The 17,251-nt window shown below is 71.4% G+C and carries 14 protein-coding genes and 1 tRNA gene; 8 read left to right on the forward strand and 7 right to left on the reverse strand.

Features of this window, described 5'->3' with window-relative positions; all coding sequences use genetic code 11:
* Positions 1-41 precede the first annotated feature (41 nt).
* The 4 genes from ACIQIB_RS19075 to ACIQIB_RS19090 all read right to left on the reverse strand — a co-directional run bounded on the left by ACIQIB_RS19075 (position 42) and on the right by ACIQIB_RS19090 (position 6,196).
* Positions 42-1,328, reverse strand: coding sequence for an LLM class flavin-dependent oxidoreductase (locus ACIQIB_RS19075; protein ID WP_400759167.1), 1,287 nt, complete (start codon positions 1,326-1,328; stop codon positions 42-44).
* Positions 1,325-2,368: an LLM class flavin-dependent oxidoreductase gene (locus tag ACIQIB_RS19080; protein ID WP_363606653.1), complete on the reverse strand. Its 1,044-nt coding sequence runs from the start codon at positions 2,366-2,368 to the stop codon at positions 1,325-1,327. The genes ACIQIB_RS19075 and ACIQIB_RS19080 overlap by 4 nt, the downstream gene beginning before the upstream one ends.
* A gap of 407 nt (positions 2,369-2,775) precedes the next feature.
* The gene (locus ACIQIB_RS19085) at positions 2,776-4,047 is read right to left on the reverse strand and encodes a PTS transporter subunit EIIC (protein WP_363606655.1); all 1,272 of its coding nucleotides are present in this window, start codon (positions 4,045-4,047) and stop codon (positions 2,776-2,778) included.
* Positions 4,048-4,906: 859 nt separating this feature from the next.
* Complete coding sequence (locus tag ACIQIB_RS19090) at positions 4,907-6,196, reverse strand: PTS transporter subunit EIIC (protein WP_363606657.1); 1,290 nt, start codon at positions 6,194-6,196, stop codon at positions 4,907-4,909.
* Positions 6,197-6,599: 403 nt separating this feature from the next.
* On the opposite strand from ACIQIB_RS19090, the gene ACIQIB_RS19095 reads away from it, so the two are divergent.
* The 4 genes from ACIQIB_RS19095 to rdgB all read left to right on the forward strand — a co-directional run bounded on the left by ACIQIB_RS19095 (position 6,600) and on the right by rdgB (position 8,857).
* Positions 6,600-6,833, forward strand: a complete 234-nt coding sequence (locus tag ACIQIB_RS19095) for a glucose PTS transporter subunit EIIB (RefSeq protein ID WP_030060521.1) — start codon at positions 6,600-6,602, stop codon at positions 6,831-6,833.
* Positions 6,834-6,933: 100 nt separating this feature from the next.
* On the forward strand, positions 6,934-7,659 hold the full coding sequence (gene rph, locus ACIQIB_RS19100) for a ribonuclease PH (protein ID WP_363606659.1): 726 nt from the start codon (positions 6,934-6,936) through the stop codon (positions 7,657-7,659).
* Positions 7,660-7,831: 172 nt separating this feature from the next.
* Entirely contained in the window at positions 7,832-8,221 is a 390-nt protein-coding gene (locus ACIQIB_RS19105; RefSeq protein ID WP_363606660.1) for a hypothetical protein, read from the forward strand.
* Between the two features lie 30 nt (positions 8,222-8,251).
* The gene (gene rdgB, locus ACIQIB_RS19110; RefSeq protein WP_400759171.1) at positions 8,252-8,857 is read left to right on the forward strand and encodes an RdgB/HAM1 family non-canonical purine NTP pyrophosphatase; all 606 of its coding nucleotides are present in this window, start codon (positions 8,252-8,254) and stop codon (positions 8,855-8,857) included.
* A 67-nt stretch (positions 8,858-8,924) separates the two neighbouring features.
* Here rdgB and ACIQIB_RS19115 read toward each other — a convergent pair.
* Positions 8,925-9,011: transfer RNA gene (locus tag ACIQIB_RS19115), tRNA-Leu, on the reverse strand.
* Positions 9,012-9,283: 272 nt separating this feature from the next.
* Between ACIQIB_RS19115 and ACIQIB_RS19120 the strand changes: the two genes are divergently transcribed.
* Positions 9,284-11,779, forward strand: coding sequence for a chitinase C-terminal domain-containing protein (locus ACIQIB_RS19120; protein WP_400759173.1), 2,496 nt, complete (start codon positions 9,284-9,286; stop codon positions 11,777-11,779).
* Positions 11,780-11,927: 148 nt separating this feature from the next.
* Here the strand turns inward: ACIQIB_RS19120 and bcp are convergent, their stop codons facing one another.
* A complete protein-coding gene (bcp, locus tag ACIQIB_RS19125; RefSeq protein ID WP_400759175.1) occupies positions 11,928-12,404 on the reverse strand; it encodes a thioredoxin-dependent thiol peroxidase in 477 nt (158 codons plus the stop codon).
* 144 nt (positions 12,405-12,548) lie between these two features.
* Between bcp and ACIQIB_RS19130 the strand changes: the two genes are divergently transcribed.
* The 3 genes from ACIQIB_RS19130 (at position 12,549) to ACIQIB_RS19140 (ending at position 14,718) form a co-directional block, all read left to right on the forward strand.
* Positions 12,549-12,890, forward strand: coding sequence for a DUF3618 domain-containing protein (locus ACIQIB_RS19130; protein ID WP_363606666.1), 342 nt, complete (start codon positions 12,549-12,551; stop codon positions 12,888-12,890).
* 209 nt (positions 12,891-13,099) lie between these two features.
* Positions 13,100-13,402 carry a co-chaperone GroES gene (locus tag ACIQIB_RS19135; protein ID WP_148645002.1) on the forward strand — a complete coding sequence of 101 codons (303 nt, stop codon included), beginning with the start codon at positions 13,100-13,102 and terminating at the stop codon, positions 13,400-13,402.
* 134 nt (positions 13,403-13,536) lie between these two features.
* On the forward strand, positions 13,537-14,718 hold the full coding sequence (locus tag ACIQIB_RS19140) for a winged helix DNA-binding domain-containing protein (protein ID WP_400759178.1): 1,182 nt from the start codon (positions 13,537-13,539) through the stop codon (positions 14,716-14,718).
* 31 nt (positions 14,719-14,749) lie between these two features.
* Here the strand turns inward: ACIQIB_RS19140 and ACIQIB_RS19145 are convergent, their stop codons facing one another.
* A complete protein-coding gene (locus tag ACIQIB_RS19145; RefSeq protein ID WP_400759181.1) occupies positions 14,750-17,083 on the reverse strand; it encodes a transglycosylase domain-containing protein in 2,334 nt (777 codons plus the stop codon).
* Between the last annotated feature and the right edge of the window lie 168 nt (positions 17,084-17,251).

Genomic DNA, 17,251 nt, shown 5'->3' on the forward strand with positions numbered 1-17,251 from the left:
AGCCCGGATCCGAGGCGGGCCGCGGTGCGGGTGCGTTCGGCTCAGCGCCGTCCGGGCACGGGCAGGCCGAGGTGGTCGCGCAGCGTCGTCCCGGTGTACTCGGTGCGGAACACCCCGCGCTCCTGGAGCAGCGGCACCACCTGGTCGACGAAGTCGTCCAGGCCGCCGGGGGTGAGGTGGGGGACGAGGATGAAGCCGTCCGCCGCGTCGTTCTGCACATAGCCGTTGAGCTGCTCGGCGACCGTCTCGGCCGAGCCGATGAAGGACTGCCGCCCGGTCAGCTCGATCACCAGTTCGCGGCTGGTCAGCTTCTTCTCGGCGGCCACCGCACGCCATCGGGCGGCGAGTTCCAGTGGGTTCCCGGCCCTGACCCGGCCCTGGACGAGGGTGCTGTCCGGGTCGGGGTCCACGGCGGGCAGCGGACCGTCCGGGTCGTGGTCGGACAGGTCGATGCCCCAGACCTGCTCCAGGAAGGCGATCGCCGTCTGCGGTCCGACCTGGGCGCGGCGGATCTCGGCGGCGCGCTCGGCGGCCTCGGCGTCGGTGTCGCCCAGGACGTAGGTGACCCCGGGCATGATCTTCAGCTCGTCGGGCTTGCGCCCGTACCCGGCCAGCCGCCGCTTGACGTCGGCGTGGAAGGCCTGGCCGTCGGCGAGGGTGGAGTGCCGGCTGAAGATGACGTCGGCGGCCGAGGCGGCGAACTCCCGCCCCTCGTCGGAGTCCCCGGCCTGGATCACCACCGGATGGCCCTGCGGCGGGCGGGGGAGCGACAGCCTGCCCTCGACCTCGAACTGCGGGCCGCGGTGCCGCACCGGTTCCTCCTCGCCGTCCCAGAACTCCCGGGCCAGCTGGACGAATTCGGCGGCACGGGAGTAGCGGTCGGCGCGGGCGAGGTAGCCGCCGCGGCGGAAGTTCTCACCGGTGAAGGCGTCCGAGGAGGTGACCACGTTCCAGGCCGCCCGGCCGCCGGAGAGGTGGTCGAGCGAGGCGAACCGCCGGGCCAGCTCGTACGGCTCGTTGAAGGTGGCGTTGACGGTGGCGGCCAGCCCGAGGTGGGTGGTGACGGCGGCCAGCGCGTTGAGCACGGTGATCGACTCGGGGCGCCCGACCACGTCCAGGTCGTGGATGCGGCCCTTCAGCTCGCGCAGCCGCAGGCCCTCGGCGAGGAAGAAGAAGTCGAACCGGCCGCGCTCGGCGGTTTCGGCGAGATGGCGGAAGGAGGAGAACTCGATCTGGCTCCGGGAGGCCGGATCGGTCCACACCGTGGTGTTGTTGACGCCCGGGAAGTGCGCGGCGAGGTGGATCTGCTTGAGCGGTCGGTCCGTCATCGGGTCACCTCGGCGGGGGCGGCGGCAGCGGGGGCGGCGGTGCTGGAGAGGGCGTAGCGGCTGGCGGGGCGGACCAGGCCGAGGTGGTCGCGCAGGGTGCGGCCGGTGTAGCGGGTGCGGAACAGCCCGCGCTCGCGCAGGGCCGGGACCACGTCGTCGGCGAGGGCGGCCAGGTCACGGGCCGGTTCGGCGGGCACCAGATGGAAGCCGTCCACGCCGCCTCCGCTCCCGGCTATCTCCGCGACCAGCGCGCGGGCCGCGGGCGCGTCGGGGAGCGCGGCGTCGATCCGGGCGAGGATCCGCAGGCTCTCGCCCGCGTGCAGCCGCAGTTCGGTGGCGGCGGTCAGCCGGGCGGCCGGGCCGGGGGCGTCCAGCAGGACCACGTCCGCGTACCGGGCCGCGGTGCGGACCCGGGCGCGGGCGCCGGCCGGGGCGTCCGGCGCGAGGTCCGCCGCGGCGACCGGGACCACGATGACCGGGCGGCCCTGCGGCGGGCGCGGGGTGATGGACGGCCCGCGAACGGAGAAGTGCGGGCCCTCGAAGTCGATGTAGTGCAGCTTGTCGCGGTCGATGAAGCGGCCGGTGGCGACATCGCGGATCTCCGCGTCGTCCTCCCAGCTGTCCCAGAGCCGGGAGGCGACCTCGGCGGCGTCGGCGGCCTCGGCCCAGAGCACGTCGGCCGGGGCGACGGCGCGCCGGCCGAAGGCCCTGGCCTCCGCCTCCGTGTCGGAGACCCCGACCAGCCAGCCGGCCCGGCCCTCGCTCACCCAGTCCAGCGTGTTGACGGAGACCGAGGTGTGGAACGGCTCGGTGTGGGTGGTGGTGACGGTGGGGACGAGGCCGAGGCCGCCGGTGACCGGTGCCAGCCGGGAGAAGGTGGCGAGGGCGTCGAGGCGGCGCGGCTCGGGGGTGTACGAGTCGTCGAGGGTGGCGAAGTCCAGGGTGGCCCGTTCGGCGAGGCGGGCGAGGGCGGCGAAGTGCCCGGCATCGACGTGGCCGGGGCTGTCGAGGGCAGCGGAAAGGTGCAACTGGCGGGGCATGTGAGGCCTTGACTTTCCTCGTGCGGGTGCGTGCGGGCACGGGTCGGACCTGCGCGGGCACGCGGGGGTACGTGGCGGTGGCCCGGACAGAGCGGGCGGACACGAGAGGCGGGAAGCAACGGGGCCGGGCCGGGCGGGGTCGTCAGCCGGGCGGCGGCGGGGGAACGGTCAGGTCAGGCGCAACACGCCGCGGACCACACCCGACCGAAGTCGATGTGGCTGCGGGTGACCAGAATGCGCGGGGCGTTCACCGCTTCAGTTGACCAGCGATCTTGCCGGTTCGTCAACCACCGTCTCGCCGGGCGGGCCAGGATCCGGGACGGCCGGAGACGGGACGACCCCGCCCCGCCGCTCGGGGGAGCGAGCGGCGGGGCGGGGTCGTGAGTGGTGCGGGGTGATCCTCGGCGTCAGGCCTTGGTCACGTCCTCGATCTCGTCGTCGTCCTCGCGACCGGGGGTCTTGATGTCGAACTTGATGATCGCGAAGCGGAAGAGGAAGTAGTACAGCGCGGCGAAGACCAGGCCGATCGGGATGATCAGCCACGGGTCGGTCGCGAGGTTCCAGTTGAGCAGGTAGTCGATCAGGCCGGCCGAGAAGCCGAAGCCGTCGTGGACGCCGACGGCCCAGGTCACGGCCATCGACAGACCGGTGAGCAGGGCGTGGATGACGTACAGCACCGGCGCGATGAACATGAAGGAGAACTCGATCGGCTCGGTCACACCGGTGACGAAGCTGGTCAGGGCGACCGAGATCATCATGCCGACGACGGCCTTGCGGCGCTCGGGGCGGGCGCAGTGGGCGATGGCCATCGCGGCGGCCGGCAGGCCGAACATCATGATCGGGAAGAAGCCGGACATGAACTGGCCGGCGCTCGGGTCACCGTGGAAGAAGCGCGGGATGTCGCCGGTCCAGACCTGGCCGGAGGCGTCGGTGAAGCTGCCGACCTGCTGCTGGAAGAAGGTGTTCAGGAACTGGTGCATGCCGACCGGGATCAGCATGCGGTTGGCGACGCCGTAGATCCCGGCGCCGCCGGCGCCGAGGCCGGTGAGCCAGTCGCTGGCGTTGGTCAGGCCGGTGCCGATCGGGCCCCAGGCGAGACCCATCACGACACCCAGCAGGGTGCCGACGAAGGCCATCAGGATCGGGACCAGGCGGCGGCCGTTGAAGAAGCCCAGCCAGTCCACGAGCTTGGTGCGGTGGTACTTCTGCCAGATCATGGCGCTGAGCAGACCGACCACGATGCCGCCGAAGACGCCGGGGTTCTGCGGCTTTCCGTCGGGCAGCGCCGCGGTGACCGTCCCGTCCATCGGGAAGGCGGTGAGCACGTTGTGGTAGACGAGGTAACCGACCAGGGCGGCCAGCGCCGTGGAACCGTCCGCCTTCTTGGCGAAGCCGATCGCCACGCCGACGCAGAACAGCAGCGGGAGGTTGCCGAACACGGCGTCACCGGCGGTGGCGAAGACCTTGGCGACCTTGCCCCAGCCGAGGCCGTCCGCGCCGAAGACATCGGGCTGGCCGAGGCGCAGCAGGATGCCCGCTGCCGGCAGCACGGCCACCGGGAGCTGGAGGCTGCGGCCGATCTTCTGCAGACCCTGAAGCAGGTTCTGGCCGAACTTCTTGGTGGGACTTGGCGTGGCCGGAGCCGCGGCGGGCGCCGGTGCCTGCGCAGACTGACTCATGGGGGTGGGTTCCTAACGACAGGGGCGGGTCGGTCGGGGGTAGGTGCACAGGGGGCCGAACCGCGAACTGGTCTACACCACACGTGGTGTAGACCAGTTTTGTAGCACGGGTGGAGAAGGGGGGGAACCCCTGAAAGCGGTGCTGGTGAGAAGCGCTATGAAATCGAAACCTACTTGCGGATCAACGATCATGATTACCCGCCGTGATTGGGATTTTGGCTATTTGCGCAACAAAAAGGCCCGGGCGCTCGGCGGGTGGTGCGCGGAGGCCCGGACGGGGCCGGACAGTGGACGAATGGTCGGCCGGGCCGGGCGGTGCCGGCGGACCTCGGTCCGGGTCGGGGTCCGACTCGGTGGGGCGGGCCGGACGGCGGGGCCGGGGCGCGGGGTGAGGTGGCGGCCGCGGTCGGCGGCGGGCCGGCCGGGACCGTCGCCGGTCAGCGGCGGCGATCGTCGGCGTGATCGCGGGACGCCGCCCGCCCCCGTCCGGGTGCCCGGTATTTCCTGACACATTGAGATCGGTCTCGGCGCAGGTGTCCCGCCTTCTCGGTGAAACCGGCGGCAGCGCCCGGGGGCGGCGGCGGTGGCCGATTGCCGAACGCGGTATCGCCGGCGGTGGTGATCTCTCCCCCCACCCGGGCCCGCTCCCGCCGCCGTGGGCGCTCCGGCGGCCCCGGGGCAGGCCGCCCACGGCCGGTCCGGCCCCGGGCCCCGGGCGTCCGGCGGGCCCCGGATCACCCTGGGAGGGATATCTCCGTCCTTTTCGCGGCCGTCGGAACCGGCTCTTTTCGGATATGCCGAAGGCCCCCGGGCCGATGCTCCGGAGGCCTTTTTCGGATGGCGCGTGGTGACGCTCGGTTTATGCCTTGGTCACGTCCTCGATCTCGCTGTCGTCCTCGCGTCCGGGGGTTTTCAGGTCGAATTTCAGGATGATGAACCGGAACAGCGCGTAGTACACGGCGGCGAAGCAGAGCCCGATCGGGATGATCAGCCAGGGCTTGGTGGCCAGGCTCCAGTTGATCACGTAGTCGATCAGGCCGGCCGAGAAGCTGAAGCCGTCGTGCACCCCGAGGCCCCAGGTCACCGCCATCGACGCGCCCGTCAGTACGGCGTGCACGCCGTACAGCGCCGGGGCGATGTAGGCGAAGGAGTACTCGATCGGTTCGGTGACGCCGGTGACGAAGGAGGTGAGCGCCACCGAGGTCATCAGGCCGTAGATCTCCTTGCGGCGGTGCGGCTTGGCGCAGTGGGCGATGGCCATCGCGGCGGCCGGCAGCGCGAACATCATGATCGGGAAGAAGCCGGAGGTGAACTGGCCCGCGGTGGGGTCGCCCGCCAGGAAGCGCGGGATGTCGCCGTGGACGATGCTGCCGTCGGGCTTGGTGAAGTCACCGAACTGGAACCAGACGAAGGTGTTCAGCAACTGGTGCATGCCGATCAGCAGCAGCGCGCGGTTGGCCAGGCCGAAGATGCCGGCGCCGCCCGCGCCCAGGTCGGAGAGGTCCTGGCTGAGGTCGGTCAGGCCGCGGCCGATCGGCGGCCAGACCCAGAGGGCGACGCACGCGGTGGCCAGGCCGACCAGGGCGGTGATCATCGGCACCAGGCGGCGGCCGTTGAAGAAGCCCAGCCAGTCCACCAGCCTGGTGCGGTGGAAGCGGACCCAGAGCCAGGCCGTCATCAGGCCGATCAGGATGCCGCCCAGCACCCCCGGGTTCTGGTACGTCGCCGCCGCCGCCCGCGCCGAGGTGTAGTCCACGCACTGGTCGCTGACCAGTACCGTCGGCGGCTTGCAGTGCTCCGGGAAGGCGTGCAGCACCTTGTAGTAGACGAGGAAGCCGACCACGGCGGCCAGCGCCGTCGAGCCGTCCGCCTTCTTCGCCATGCCGATCGCGACGCCGATGCAGAAGAGCAGCGGCAGCCCCAGCGAGGAGTCCAGCAGCGCGCCGCCCGCCGCCGCGAAGACCTTGGCCACGTCGTCCCAGCCGAGGCCGTCCTTGCCGAAGACGTCGTCCTGGCCGAGCCGGTTGAGGATGCCCGCCGCCGGCAGGACCGCCACCGGCAGCTGGAGCGAGCGGCCCATCTTCTGGAGTCCGCCGTAGAAGGTGTGCCACCACGTGGTCTGCGGGGCTGTGGCGCCTGCCGAACTCATCCCTGGCCCTCCGAGAGCAGTTGCCGATCGCTGGCCCCGTGGGGGACCCTCGGACGGGGCTCAGGAACGCCCGGGGCGCTTCCTGCGTTCATCGGAGTACCCATATATTGGTGTAGACCACTTTTGGGTTGCAGGCCGCGCGCGCCGGGGCGCAAGCCCCACTGGTCGTCATCCTCGGACGAAGATCCAGACCGTGCGCGTCGGAATGGGCCAAAAGTGGACTAACGTGGCAGATCGGTCCTGCTCGGGTGATGCTTGTCGCGCTGCCGCGCGGCGCGACGACGGCTGAATCCGCATCAGCACCGACAGCGATCCTCCCCGGTCTTCGGCCGGGGTACCCCCGCACAGCGCAGGACGGCACCCGGCAGAGCAGCCGACGGGCCGAGACAGAGGGAGAAATCAGATGGCCAGCAAGGCTGAGAAGATCGTCGCCGGTCTGGGCGGCATCGACAACATCGAAGAGGTCGAGGGCTGCATCACCCGCCTGCGCACCGAGGTCAAGGACGCCTCCCTCGTCGACGAGGCAGCCCTGAAGGCCGCCGGCGCCCACGGCGTCGTCAAGATGGGCACCGCCATCCAGGTCGTCATCGGCACCGACGCGGACCCGATCGCGGCCGACATCGAGGACATGATGTGAGCTGAGCCCACCGGGCTCGCCCTCCCCGGCCCGCCGACCCCAGGTCGGCGGGCCGAGGCATCCCCGGGGCACCCGTGCGAAGCGACTACGCTCGATGCCTATGTCACGCATCGACGGCCGCACCCCCGACCAGCTCCGCCCCATCACCATCGAACGGGGCTGGAGCAAGCACGCCGAAGGCTCCGTCCTCATCTCCTACGGCGACACCAAGGTGCTGTGCACCGCCAGCGTCACCGAAGGCGTCCCCCGCTGGCGCAAGGGCAGCGGTGAGGGCTGGGTCACCGCCGAGTACTCCATGCTCCCGCGCGCCACCAACACCCGCGGCGACCGCGAGGCCGTCAAGGGCCGCATCGGCGGGCGCACCCACGAGATCAGCCGCCTCATCGGCCGCTCCCTGCGCGCGGTCATCGACCACCGCGCCCTCGCCGAGAACACCATCGTCCTCGACTGCGACGTCCTCCAGGCCGACGGCGGCACCCGCACCGCCGCCATCACCGGCGCCTACGTCGCCCTCGTCGACGCCGTCTCCTGGGCCCGCGAGAAGAAGATCCTCCGCGCCAAGGGCCAGCCCATCACCGGCGGCGTCAGCGCCGTCAGCGTCGGCATCATCGACGGTGTCCCGATGCTCGACCTCCAGTACGAGGAGGACGTCCGCGCCGAGACCGACATGAACATCGTCTGCACCTCCGACGGCCGCTTCGTCGAGGTCCAGGGCACCGCCGAAGGAGCCCCCTTCGACCGCGCCCTGCTCGACCGGCTCCTCGACCTGGGCACCCTCGGCTGCGCCGAACTCGACGAGATCCAGCGCAAGGTGCTGGAGGGCTGAGCCGCTCCCCGGCCGCCCAACGGGCCCCGGTGCCTGGCCGGTTGTACGGCGTCGCTGCTGTACAGGCCGGGCCCGGAGCCCGTACGGTTCCCGCAGCACCCCCGTTGCGGGAACCGCGCACCCCTCGGCGCGCGTCCCCTCCCTTCGGAACCCGCGCACCCAGGAGGACCGGATGCCCCCGAGCATCGCCCGCCCCGCCACCCTCGCCGTGGCCGGCCTGATCGCCATCCTCCCGCTCAGCGCGGTCAGTTGCTCCGCCGCCCAGAAGGCCCTCGACTGCGGCAACACCGCGGTCCGGATCACCGGCGACCTCGCCGACGTGACCAGCGCCTACGACAACGCAAGCAATGACGCGGCCGCCGCCGGGCAGGCCCTGCAGAAGCTGAAGAACGACCTCGACCAACTGGGCAGGAACTCCAAGGACACCGATGTCGCCAAGGCCATCAGCGACCTCCAGACCCAGGTCGACAAGGTCCAGAAGGCCGTCAACGACAAGGAGGTCCCGGACCTCAAGCCGCTGGGCGACGCGGCCGGGAACCTCACGCAGGTCTGCGGCAGCTGACCGGCGGTGACGGTTGGCTAGGGTGGGGGCATGTCCACCCGACTGATCCTCGCCACCCGTAACCAGCACAAAGTAGCCGAACTTCGCGCCATTCTCGGCGCCGCCGGCCTGGACGTCGAACTGGTCGGCGCCGACGCCCACCCCGAGATCCCGGACGTTCGCGAGACCGGTGTCACCTTCGCGGAGAACGCCCTGCTGAAGGCGCACGCCCTGGCGCGGGCCACCGGTCTGCCCGCGGTCGCCGACGACTCGGGCCTCTGCGTGGACGTCCTCAACGGTGCCCCCGGCATCTTCTCGGCCCGCTGGGCCGGCAAGCACGGCGACGACCGCGCCAACCTCGACCTGCTGCTCGCCCAGCTCTCCGACATCGACGCCCCGCACCGCGGCGCCCACTTCTTCTGCGCGGCAGCCCTCGCGCTCCCCGACGGCACCGAGCGGGTCGTCGAGGGCCGTCTCCTCGGCACCCTCCGGACCGCCCCCGCGGGTGACGGCGGCTTCGGCTACGACCCGATCCTGCAGCCGCTCGGTGAGGCCCGCACCTGCGCGGAGCTGACGGCGGACGAGAAGAACGCCATCAGCCACCGCGGTCAGGCCTTCCGTGCCCTCGCCCCGGTGGTGAAGGACCTCCTCGGCTGACGAGGCCTCGGAGAACGACGAAGGCCCACCCGGAGATCGCCTCCGGGTGGGCCTTCGATGTGAAGGCTGGTGCGGCCTGAGGGACTCGAACCCTCACGGGATTTCTCCCATGGGCACCTAAAACCCAGGCGTCTGCCAATTCCGCCAAGGCCGCTTACACCATTGCCTCTCATGCTACTGGGACCATGCGTGCGGTCGCACCACCCTTTCCCCGGCGTGGTCGGCGGCGGGTCTCCGGCGGCCCCCCGGCCGGGTCCGCGCCGGGCCCTCGGCGGGCCCTTGACCTGACCCCCGGTGAGTGCGTGGTTGACCGGCGATGTTTGGGATTTGATTACCAATTGGTACAGACCTATTGACCTATGTGGTTCAGACCACATAGCTTCAGCGCCAATCTGCAATCCCCCACGTGCGTGCTCCCCCACAGGCATGCGCCGGCACTCTCTCCCGGAGGACCGAGTGTTGATCAGAACCACGGCGGAGCAGCGTCCCACCGCTGTTCGCCGCCGCAAGAACCCGGCCGCCCGGGCAGGCGTGGCCTCGCTGGCGGCAGCCGGTCTGGCCGGTCTGCTGCTGGCGACGCTCGGCGCGGCGCCCTCGCAGGCGTCCGCCACCGTCGACAACGCCGCCTGTCGTCCCGACGGCATGTACCAGACGCCCGGCGTGGACGTTCCGTACTGCAACGTCTACGACACCGCCGGCCGCGAGAAGATGGGTGCGGACCACCAGCGCCGCATCATCGGGTACTTCACCGGCTGGCGTACCGGCAAGGACGGTACGCAGCCCTACCTGGTGAGCGATGTCCCCTGGGACAAGGTCACCCACCTGAACTACGCGTTCGGGCACGTCGGCGGCGACAACAAGCTGTCCGTCGGCACCGACAACGACAAGAACGAGGCCACCGGGATCTCCTTCCCGGGCGTGCCCGGCGCCGAGCTGGACCCGTCGCTGCCCTACAAGGGCCACTTCAACCTGCTGACGAAGTACAAGAAGCAGTACCCGAACGTCAAGACCATGATCTCGGTGGGCGGTTGGACCGAGACCGGCGGGTACTTCGGTGACGACGGCAAGCGCGTCAACAGCGGCGGCTTCTACTCGATGACCGTCAACCCGGACGGCAGCGTCAACCAGGCGGGCATCGACACCTTCGCCAGCTCGGCGGTCGACTTCATCAAGAAGTACGGCTTCAACGGCGTCGACATCGACTACGAGTACCCGACCTCGATGAAGGACGCCGGCAACCCGCTGGACTGGCAGCTCGCCAACAGCAAGCGCGGTTCGCTGGCCAAGGGCTACGCGGCGCTGATGAAGACGCTGCGGGAGAAGCTCGACCGGGCCGGCGCCACCGACGGCAAGCACTACCTGCTCTCGGTCGCGGCCCCGTCGTCCGGCTACCTGCTGCGCGGCATGGAGACCTTCCAGATCGCGCAGTACCTGGACTACGTCGACATCATGTCGTACGACCTGCACGGCTCCTGGAACAAGTACGTCGGCCCGAACGCCTCGCTGTTCGACGACGGCAAGGACGGCGAGCTGGCGGCGGCCAACGTGTACGGCACCGGCCAGTACGGCGGCATCGGCTATCTGAACGCCGACTGGTCGTACCACTACTTCCGCGGCGCGATGCCGGGCGGCCGGATCAACGTCGGCCTGCCGTACTACAGCCGCGGCTTCAAGAACGTCACCGGCGGCACCAACGGCCTCTGGGGCACCGCGTCCGCGACCACCTGCCCGGTGGGCTCGGGTCTGACCGCGTGCGGTGACGGCGCCGTCGGCATCGACAACATCTGGAACGACAAGGACGACGCGGGCAAGGAGTCCCCGGCGGGCTCGAACCCGATGTGGCACGCCAAGAACCTGGAGAAGGGCATCGTGCCCGACTACCTCTCCAAGTACGGCGTGAAGGACACCGCGCTCCAGGGCACCTACACCCGCAACTACAGCTCCACCCTGGTGGCGCCGTGGCTGTGGAACGACACCAAGAAGGTGTTCCTCTCCACCGAGGACGAGCAGTCGGTGGGCGCCAAGGCCGACTACATCGTCAACCAGGGCGCCGGCGGCGCGATGATCTGGGAGCTCGCGGGCGACTACAAGTGGGACGCGACCGCCAACGGCGGCAAGGGCCAGTACGTGCCGGGCTCGACGCTGACCTCGCTGATGTACGACAAGTTCAAGGCGGCCTCGCCGTACGGTGCGACCCGCTCGACGATCGCGCTGCCGCAGCAGACCCTGCCGATCGACGTGTCGTTCACCAACTTCGCGCTGGGTGACTCCAACTACCCGATCAACCCGAAGATCCACATCGTCAACAACTCGGCGCTGACCCTGCCGGGCGGCACCGAGTTCCAGTTCGACTACAGCAACTCGGCTCCGGGCAACGCCAAGGACCAGTCCGGCTTCGGGCTCCAGGTCATCAAGCAGGACAACCCGGGCCCGGGCAACGTGGGCGGCCTCAAGGGCACCTACAACCGGGTGTCGGTCAAGCTGCCGGGCTGGCAGTCGCTGGCGCCGGGCGCGTCGATCGACATGGACTTCGTCTACTACCTGCCGGTGACGACCCCGTCCAACTGGACGGTCAACGTCGGCGGCACGCTGTACGGCCTGAAGGGCGACCTGACCCGGGGCGCCGTGGACGGTGGCACCCCGTCGCCGACCCCGACCCCGACGGCCACCGCGACCGTGTCGCCGACCGCCTCGCCGACCGCCACCGCCACCGCGACCGCCACCGCCACGGCGACCGCGACCACCACGCCGACCCCGGGTGCCTGCACGGGCGCGCCGAGCTGGGACGCGGACACCTCCTACGCGAGCACCACCAAGGTGTCGTGGAAGGGCCACTACTACCAGAACAAGTGGTGGACCAAGGGCGACGACCCCAGCGCCAGCGGTGCCTGGGGGGTCTGGAGCGACCTCGGGACCTGCTGATCGGTCGATCCGATGAGCATGGCTCTCTGAGGTGAGAGACGGCGGTGGCGGTGCACCCGGTCGGGGGGTGCGCCGCCACCGCTGCCGTCTGCCCGGGGAGACCCCGGACCGGGCGTCAGGGGGCTTCGGGCGTCAGCGCGGACGGGCGTCAGGCCGCGTCGACCTTGAGGTCGCGCAGCAGCTTGGCGACGTGCCCGGTGGCCTTCACGTTGTACAGGGCGTGCTCGACCTTGCCCTGCTCGTCGACGATCACGGTGGAGCGGATCACGCCGGTCACCGTCTTGCCGTACAGCTTCTTCTCGCCGAACGCGCCGTACGCCTCCAGCACCGCCTTCTCCGGGTCGGAGAGCAGGGTGACCTTGAGGTTCTCCGCCTCGCGGAACTTGCCGAGCTTCTCCGGCTTGTCCGGCGAGATGCCGATGACGTCGTACCCGGCGCCGGCGAAGACCTCCAGGTTGTCGGTGAAGTCGCAGGCCTGCTTGGTGCAGCCGGGGGTGAGCGCGGCCGGGTAGAAGTAGACGATCACCTTGCGGCCGAGGTGGTCGGCAAGGGACACCTGCGTGCCGTCGGCGTCGGGCAGGCTGAAGGCCGGCGCGGGGTCACCGGGCTGGAGACGCTCACTCACGGTTGGACTCTCCTGGTGCGTGGACGGGCGGTCGTACCACGGCAAACTTACCTCCGATGGTGGGTGGGGCCGCGCGGCCCTGCTCGGCAGCTGACAAACTGGTTCAGTCGTACAGGACAACATCAGTGAATTGGGGTGGCCCGAGTGGGCGAGGCGAGCACGAAGGACAAGTCGACGCGGACGACCGCCCAGATCGAGGCGGACATCTCCCGGACCCGCACCCAGCTGGCGGCGACCCTGGACGAGCTCGCCATGCGTGTCCACCCGAGCACCATCACCGCCCAGGCCAAGGCGAAGGCCGTGGCCGCCGTGGAGGAGAAGGCCGGCCGGGCGTACGTGGCGGCCAACGGCGCCGTCGAGAAGCTCAGGGCCCAGTTCGTGGACGAGAAGGGGCAGCCGCGCAAGGAGCGGATCGTCCCGGCCGCGCTGGTCGGCGTCGGCCTGGTGCTGCTGGTCGCCTCGGCCCGGAAGCGCCGCAAGGGCTGACCCGCGGAAGCGCGGGCCCGCGAGGGGCTCACGAGGGGCCGGGCGCGTGCGCGCCCGGCCTCCCGGATGCCGGGCCGGCGTCACACCGGTCGCCCCGGGGCGGTACCTTCGGGGTCGTGAGTACGAACGACGAACCGACCCGGCAGTCCGCTTCGCCCGAGCACGACTCCCCGCGCCACGACCGGCTCGGCGAGAAGCTGCCGATCAAGATGCTGCACGACCGCGTCCTGGTGAAGACCGAGGGCAGCGAGGGCGAGCGCCGCTCGACCGGCGGCATCCTCATCCCCGCCACCGCCGAGCTGTCCAAGCGCTGCACCTGGGCGGAGGCCGTCGCGGTCGGCCAGAGCGTGCGCTCGGTGGAGCCCGGCGACCGGGTCCTCTACGACCCCGAGGACAAGCTGGAGGTCGAGGTGCGCGGCGCCACCTATGTGCTGCTGCGCGAGCGCGACCTGCACGCGGTGGCCGCGATGCGGTTCGGCGACACCGAGGGCTCGACCGGGCTCTACCTCTGAGCCTCTAGCTTTGAGCCTCTGAGCCTCTGGGCCCAGGGCGCTGGTCCGGGCGCTCCGAGTCGCCCGGACCCTCCGGCGGGGCTTCCGACCGGTGACGACCCGGCGTTGTCAGTGGGCGGCAGTAAAGTCCCGGCATGACCAGCCGCATGCCTCTGATCAGTGATGAGCAGCGTCGCGCCCGGGTGGGGCGGCGGCACCTGCTGGCGCCCGCGGAGCGGGCCGCGGCCGTCGAGGAGGTGGCCGGCGCGGTCGTCGGGCTGCACGCCTCCGACGCGGCGACGGTGTACCTGTCGGCCTGCGCGCGGCTGGCGGAGCCCTCGGCGGCGGAGGTGGAGCGGGCGCTCTACGAGGACGTCACGCTGGTGAAGCTGCTGTCGATGCGGCGGACGATGTTCGCGGTGACGGAGGAGTTCGCGCCGTATGTGAGCGCGTCGAGCGCGCGGGCGATCGCCGCCCGGGAGCGGGCCACGCTGCTCAAGCACCTGCGGGAGTTCGCCGAGGGCTGGGACGAGCGGCGGCTGGCCGAGACGGAGCGCGCGGTGCTGGCGGCGCTGGAGCGGCACGGCGAGGCGACGACCGGCGAACTCGGCGCGGACGTCCCGGCGTTGCGCGAGACGATGCTGATGTCGGCGGGCAAGCCGTACGAGGCGAAGCAGAGCGTGGGCAGCCGGCTGCTGCGGCTGCTGGCCTCGGACGGGCACGTGCGGCGGTGCCGTCCGCGCGGGTCCTGGCTGAGCAGCAGCTATCCGTGGGCGCCGGTGCCGCCGTGGCGGGACGTGCCGGTGCGGGAGGCGAAGGCCGAGGTGGTGCGGCGCTGGCTGGCGGCGTACGGGCCGGCCACGGTCGAGGACGTGAAGTGGTGGACGGGCTGGACGCTTGGGGACACCCGCAAGGCGCTGGCGGACGTCGCGGCGGAGGACGTCCGGCTGGCGGGCGGGGTGGCCGGGCTGGTGCTGCCGGGGGACGCGGAACGGGTGGTGGAGCCCGAGCCGTGGGCGGCGCTGCTGCCGGGCCTGGACCCGACCACGATGGGCTGGCGGGTGCGGGACTGGTACCTGCGGGCGGAGGACGTCCCGGCGCTGTTCGACCGGGCGGGCAACGCCGGCCCGACGGTCTGGTGGTGCGGCCGGGTGGTGGGCGGCTGGGCGCAGCGCCCCGACGGTGAGGTGGTGTGGCGGCTGTTCTCGGACCTCGGGGCGGAGGCGGAGGCGGCGATCGGGGCGGAGGCGGCGCGGCTGGCGGGCTGGCTCGGCGAGGTGCGGGTGACGCCGCGGTTCCGGACGCCGCTGGAGCGGGAGTTGGTGTCGGGGGTGTAGCGGTCGCTGCGGTGCGTCACCGTCCGGCGCGTCACGGCCCGGCCGGTGGGGTGGAGCCGGCGGCGGGTGCGGTGGCGGTCGCGGTGGGCGGGGCGGTCGGCCGGGGCGAGGTGGGCCGGCTGGTGGGGGTCGGCTGTGTCGGGGTGGGCGCGGTCGGGCTGGGCGCCTGCGGGGTCTGGTTCGTCGTCGGCTCGGGGACCGCGGTGGGCTGGGTGGTCGGGGCGGTGGGCGGCTCCGGGGTGCCGGGCGGCGCGGTCGTGGCGGTGGCGCTCGGGGAGGAGGAGGGCGAGACGGTGGCGGTGGCCGTCGGGCCGCTGCTCTGGCCGGTGCTCTGGCCGGTGCCGTGGCCCGGCTGGAGGTCGAAGTGCTGGACGGCGGTGCCGTCCAGGGCGTCGGACATGTAGGCGGTCCAGATCCGGGTGGGGAAGGCGCCGCCGTTGATCCGGGTGAGGCCCGCGGTGCCGGCCAGCGGCTCCTTGGCGTGGGTCTTCGGGTTCTCCCGGAACAGGCCGACGGTGGTGGCGAGTTCGGGGGTGAAGCCGGCGAACCAGGCGGAGAGGTTGGAGTCGGTGGTGCCGGTCTTGCCGGCGGCGGGGCGGCCGAGGTCGAGGGCGGCGGCACCGGTGCCGCGCGGGCCGACGACGTCGCGCAGCACGTCGGTGACGGCGTCGGCGGTGCCCCGGTCGAGCGCGGTGGTGGGGACGTGCTCGGGCATCTTGGGGACGTCGATGGAGCCGGAGTCGGCGTTGAGGCGTTCGAGTTTGACCACGGACCACGGGGCGTACGCCGCACCGTGGTTGGCGAAGGCGGCGTAGGCGCCGGCCAGGTCGAGGGCGCTGGGGGTGGCGGTGCCGAGGGTCATCGAGGTGTTGGCCGGGTCCATGCCGGGGACGTTGTCGGGGATGCCGAGCCGGACGGCGGTCTCCCGGACGTGTACGAGTCCGGCGTCCACCCCCTCCTGCGCGTACACCGAGTTGACGGACTTCGTCATGGCGTAGCGCAGGGTGATGTTGCCGTAGTCGATGTCGTCCTCGTTGGGCGGGGCGTAGGGAGTGGGGCCACCGGTGACCGGGCGTTCGCTGGTGCCGTCGTAGCGGGTCTCGGTGGTGATCGGGCGGCCGTCGCCGCTGCTGCGGCCGGAGTCGAGCCCGGCGGCGAGGTCGATGGGCTTGAAGGTGGAGCCGATCTGGTTGTCCTGGCGCAGGGCGTCGTTGTAGGGCTGCTTGGCGTAGTCCGGGCCGCCGTAGACGGCGACGACGCGGCCGTTGCCGGGTTCGACGGAGGCGCCGGCGACGCGGACGTCGGTGTCGGTACCGGGCCGGGCCCTGGGGTCCAGTTCGTCGGTGAGTTCCTGTTGGACGGCGTGGACGAAGGCGTCCTGCTTGTTCTTGTCGAAGGTGGTGGTGATGCGCCAGCCGCCGGCCTTGAGGGTGGCGGTGTCGACGATCCCGGCGGAGGTCAGGTAGTCGTCGGCGACGCCGACGAGGTAGCCGGCCTGGCCGCTGAGGCCGGTGGCGGGCTGCGGGTCGATCGGGTCGGGGAAGGCGGTGGCGGCGCGGTCGGCCGGGCTGAGGAAGCCGAGTTGGACCATGCCGTCGAGGGTGTAGTTCCAGCGGGCGACGGCCTTGTCGCGGTTGGCCGGGGTGGCGGTCTTCACGTCGTAGGCGCTGGGGGCCTGGAGCAGGGCGGCGAGGTAGGCGCCCTGGGCGAGGGTGAGGTGGGAGACGTCGGTGCCGTAGTAGGCGTGGGCGGCGCTCTGGATGCCGTAGGCGTTGCGGCCGAAGTAGCTGCTGTTGAGGTACCCGGCGAGGATCTCGTTCTTGTCGCGCTGCTGGTCGACCTTGAGGGCGATGAACAGTTCGCGGCCCTTGCGGGAGATGGTCTGGTCCTGCGTCAGGTAGTAGTTCTTGACGTACTGCTGGGTGATGGTGGAGCCGCCCTGCATGCCCTTGCCGAGGAGGGTGTTCCAGCCGGCCCGGAGCATGCCCTTCAGGTCGATGCCGCGGTTCTGGTAGAAGGTGCGGTCCTCGGCCGAGACGACGGCGTGCTGGATGTCGGGCGGGATCCGGTCGATCGTCACGTCGGTCCGGTTGACGGCGCCGGTGCGGGCGATCTCGGTGGTGCCGTCGGAGTAGAGGTAGATGTTGTTCTGCGCGACGGCGTGGGCGTTGGGGTCGGGCACCGGGACGAGGACGTAGAGCACCGCGAAGGCGCCGACGGCGAGCAGCAGGACGGTGGTGAGGGCGCCGAGGGTGACCCGCCAGGTGGGCAGGAGCCGGCGCCAGAACGGGAGGGCGCGTCGGGCCTGGCGGCGAGCGGCACGTTTGGCCCGGCGGCGGGTGCGGCGATCTGCCCTCATGGTCATGCCGCGATTATGTGCTATTTGATCCGGAATCAGGCCCTTCTCTTTTGGCCCAACGGCCGTGGCGGCCGGGTTTGGTTCCGTTCGTCCGGAGTCGGTGGCGGGCGGGGCCGGGGCCTGCTCCGGGCCGGGGTGGGGGAAGGGCGGAAAACCCGGTGCGCGGGGTGATCG

It is taken from the genome of Kitasatospora sp. NPDC092286 (assembly GCF_044755565.1).
Lineage (GTDB): Bacteria > Actinomycetota > Actinomycetes > Streptomycetales > Streptomycetaceae > Kitasatospora.

Coding starts and splice junctions, on each gene's coding strand:
- ACIQIB_RS19075 (WP_400759167.1), bottom strand. CDS start 1,328: ATGACGGACCGACCGCTCAAGCAGATCCACCTCGCCGCGCACTTCCCG.
- ACIQIB_RS19080 (WP_363606653.1), bottom strand. CDS start 2,368: ATGCCCCGCCAGTTGCACCTTTCCGCTGCCCTCGACAGCCCCGGCCAC.
- ACIQIB_RS19085 (WP_363606655.1), bottom strand. CDS start 4,047: ATGAGTCAGTCTGCGCAGGCACCGGCGCCCGCCGCGGCTCCGGCCACG.
- ACIQIB_RS19090 (WP_363606657.1), bottom strand. CDS start 6,196: ATGAGTTCGGCAGGCGCCACAGCCCCGCAGACCACGTGGTGGCACACC.
- ACIQIB_RS19095 (WP_030060521.1), top strand. CDS start 6,600: ATGGCCAGCAAGGCTGAGAAGATCGTCGCCGGTCTGGGCGGCATCGAC.
- rph (WP_363606659.1), top strand. CDS start 6,934: ATGTCACGCATCGACGGCCGCACCCCCGACCAGCTCCGCCCCATCACC.
- ACIQIB_RS19105 (WP_363606660.1), top strand. CDS start 7,832: ATGCCCCCGAGCATCGCCCGCCCCGCCACCCTCGCCGTGGCCGGCCTG.
- rdgB (WP_400759171.1), top strand. CDS start 8,252: ATGTCCACCCGACTGATCCTCGCCACCCGTAACCAGCACAAAGTAGCC.
- ACIQIB_RS19120 (WP_400759173.1), top strand. CDS start 9,284: ATGCGCCGGCACTCTCTCCCGGAGGACCGAGTGTTGATCAGAACCACG.
- ACIQIB_RS19135 (WP_148645002.1), top strand. CDS start 13,100: ATGCTGCACGACCGCGTCCTGGTGAAGACCGAGGGCAGCGAGGGCGAG.
- ACIQIB_RS19140 (WP_400759178.1), top strand. CDS start 13,537: ATGACCAGCCGCATGCCTCTGATCAGTGATGAGCAGCGTCGCGCCCGG.
- ACIQIB_RS19145 (WP_400759181.1), bottom strand. CDS start 17,083: ATGACCATGAGGGCAGATCGCCGCACCCGCCGCCGGGCCAAACGTGCC.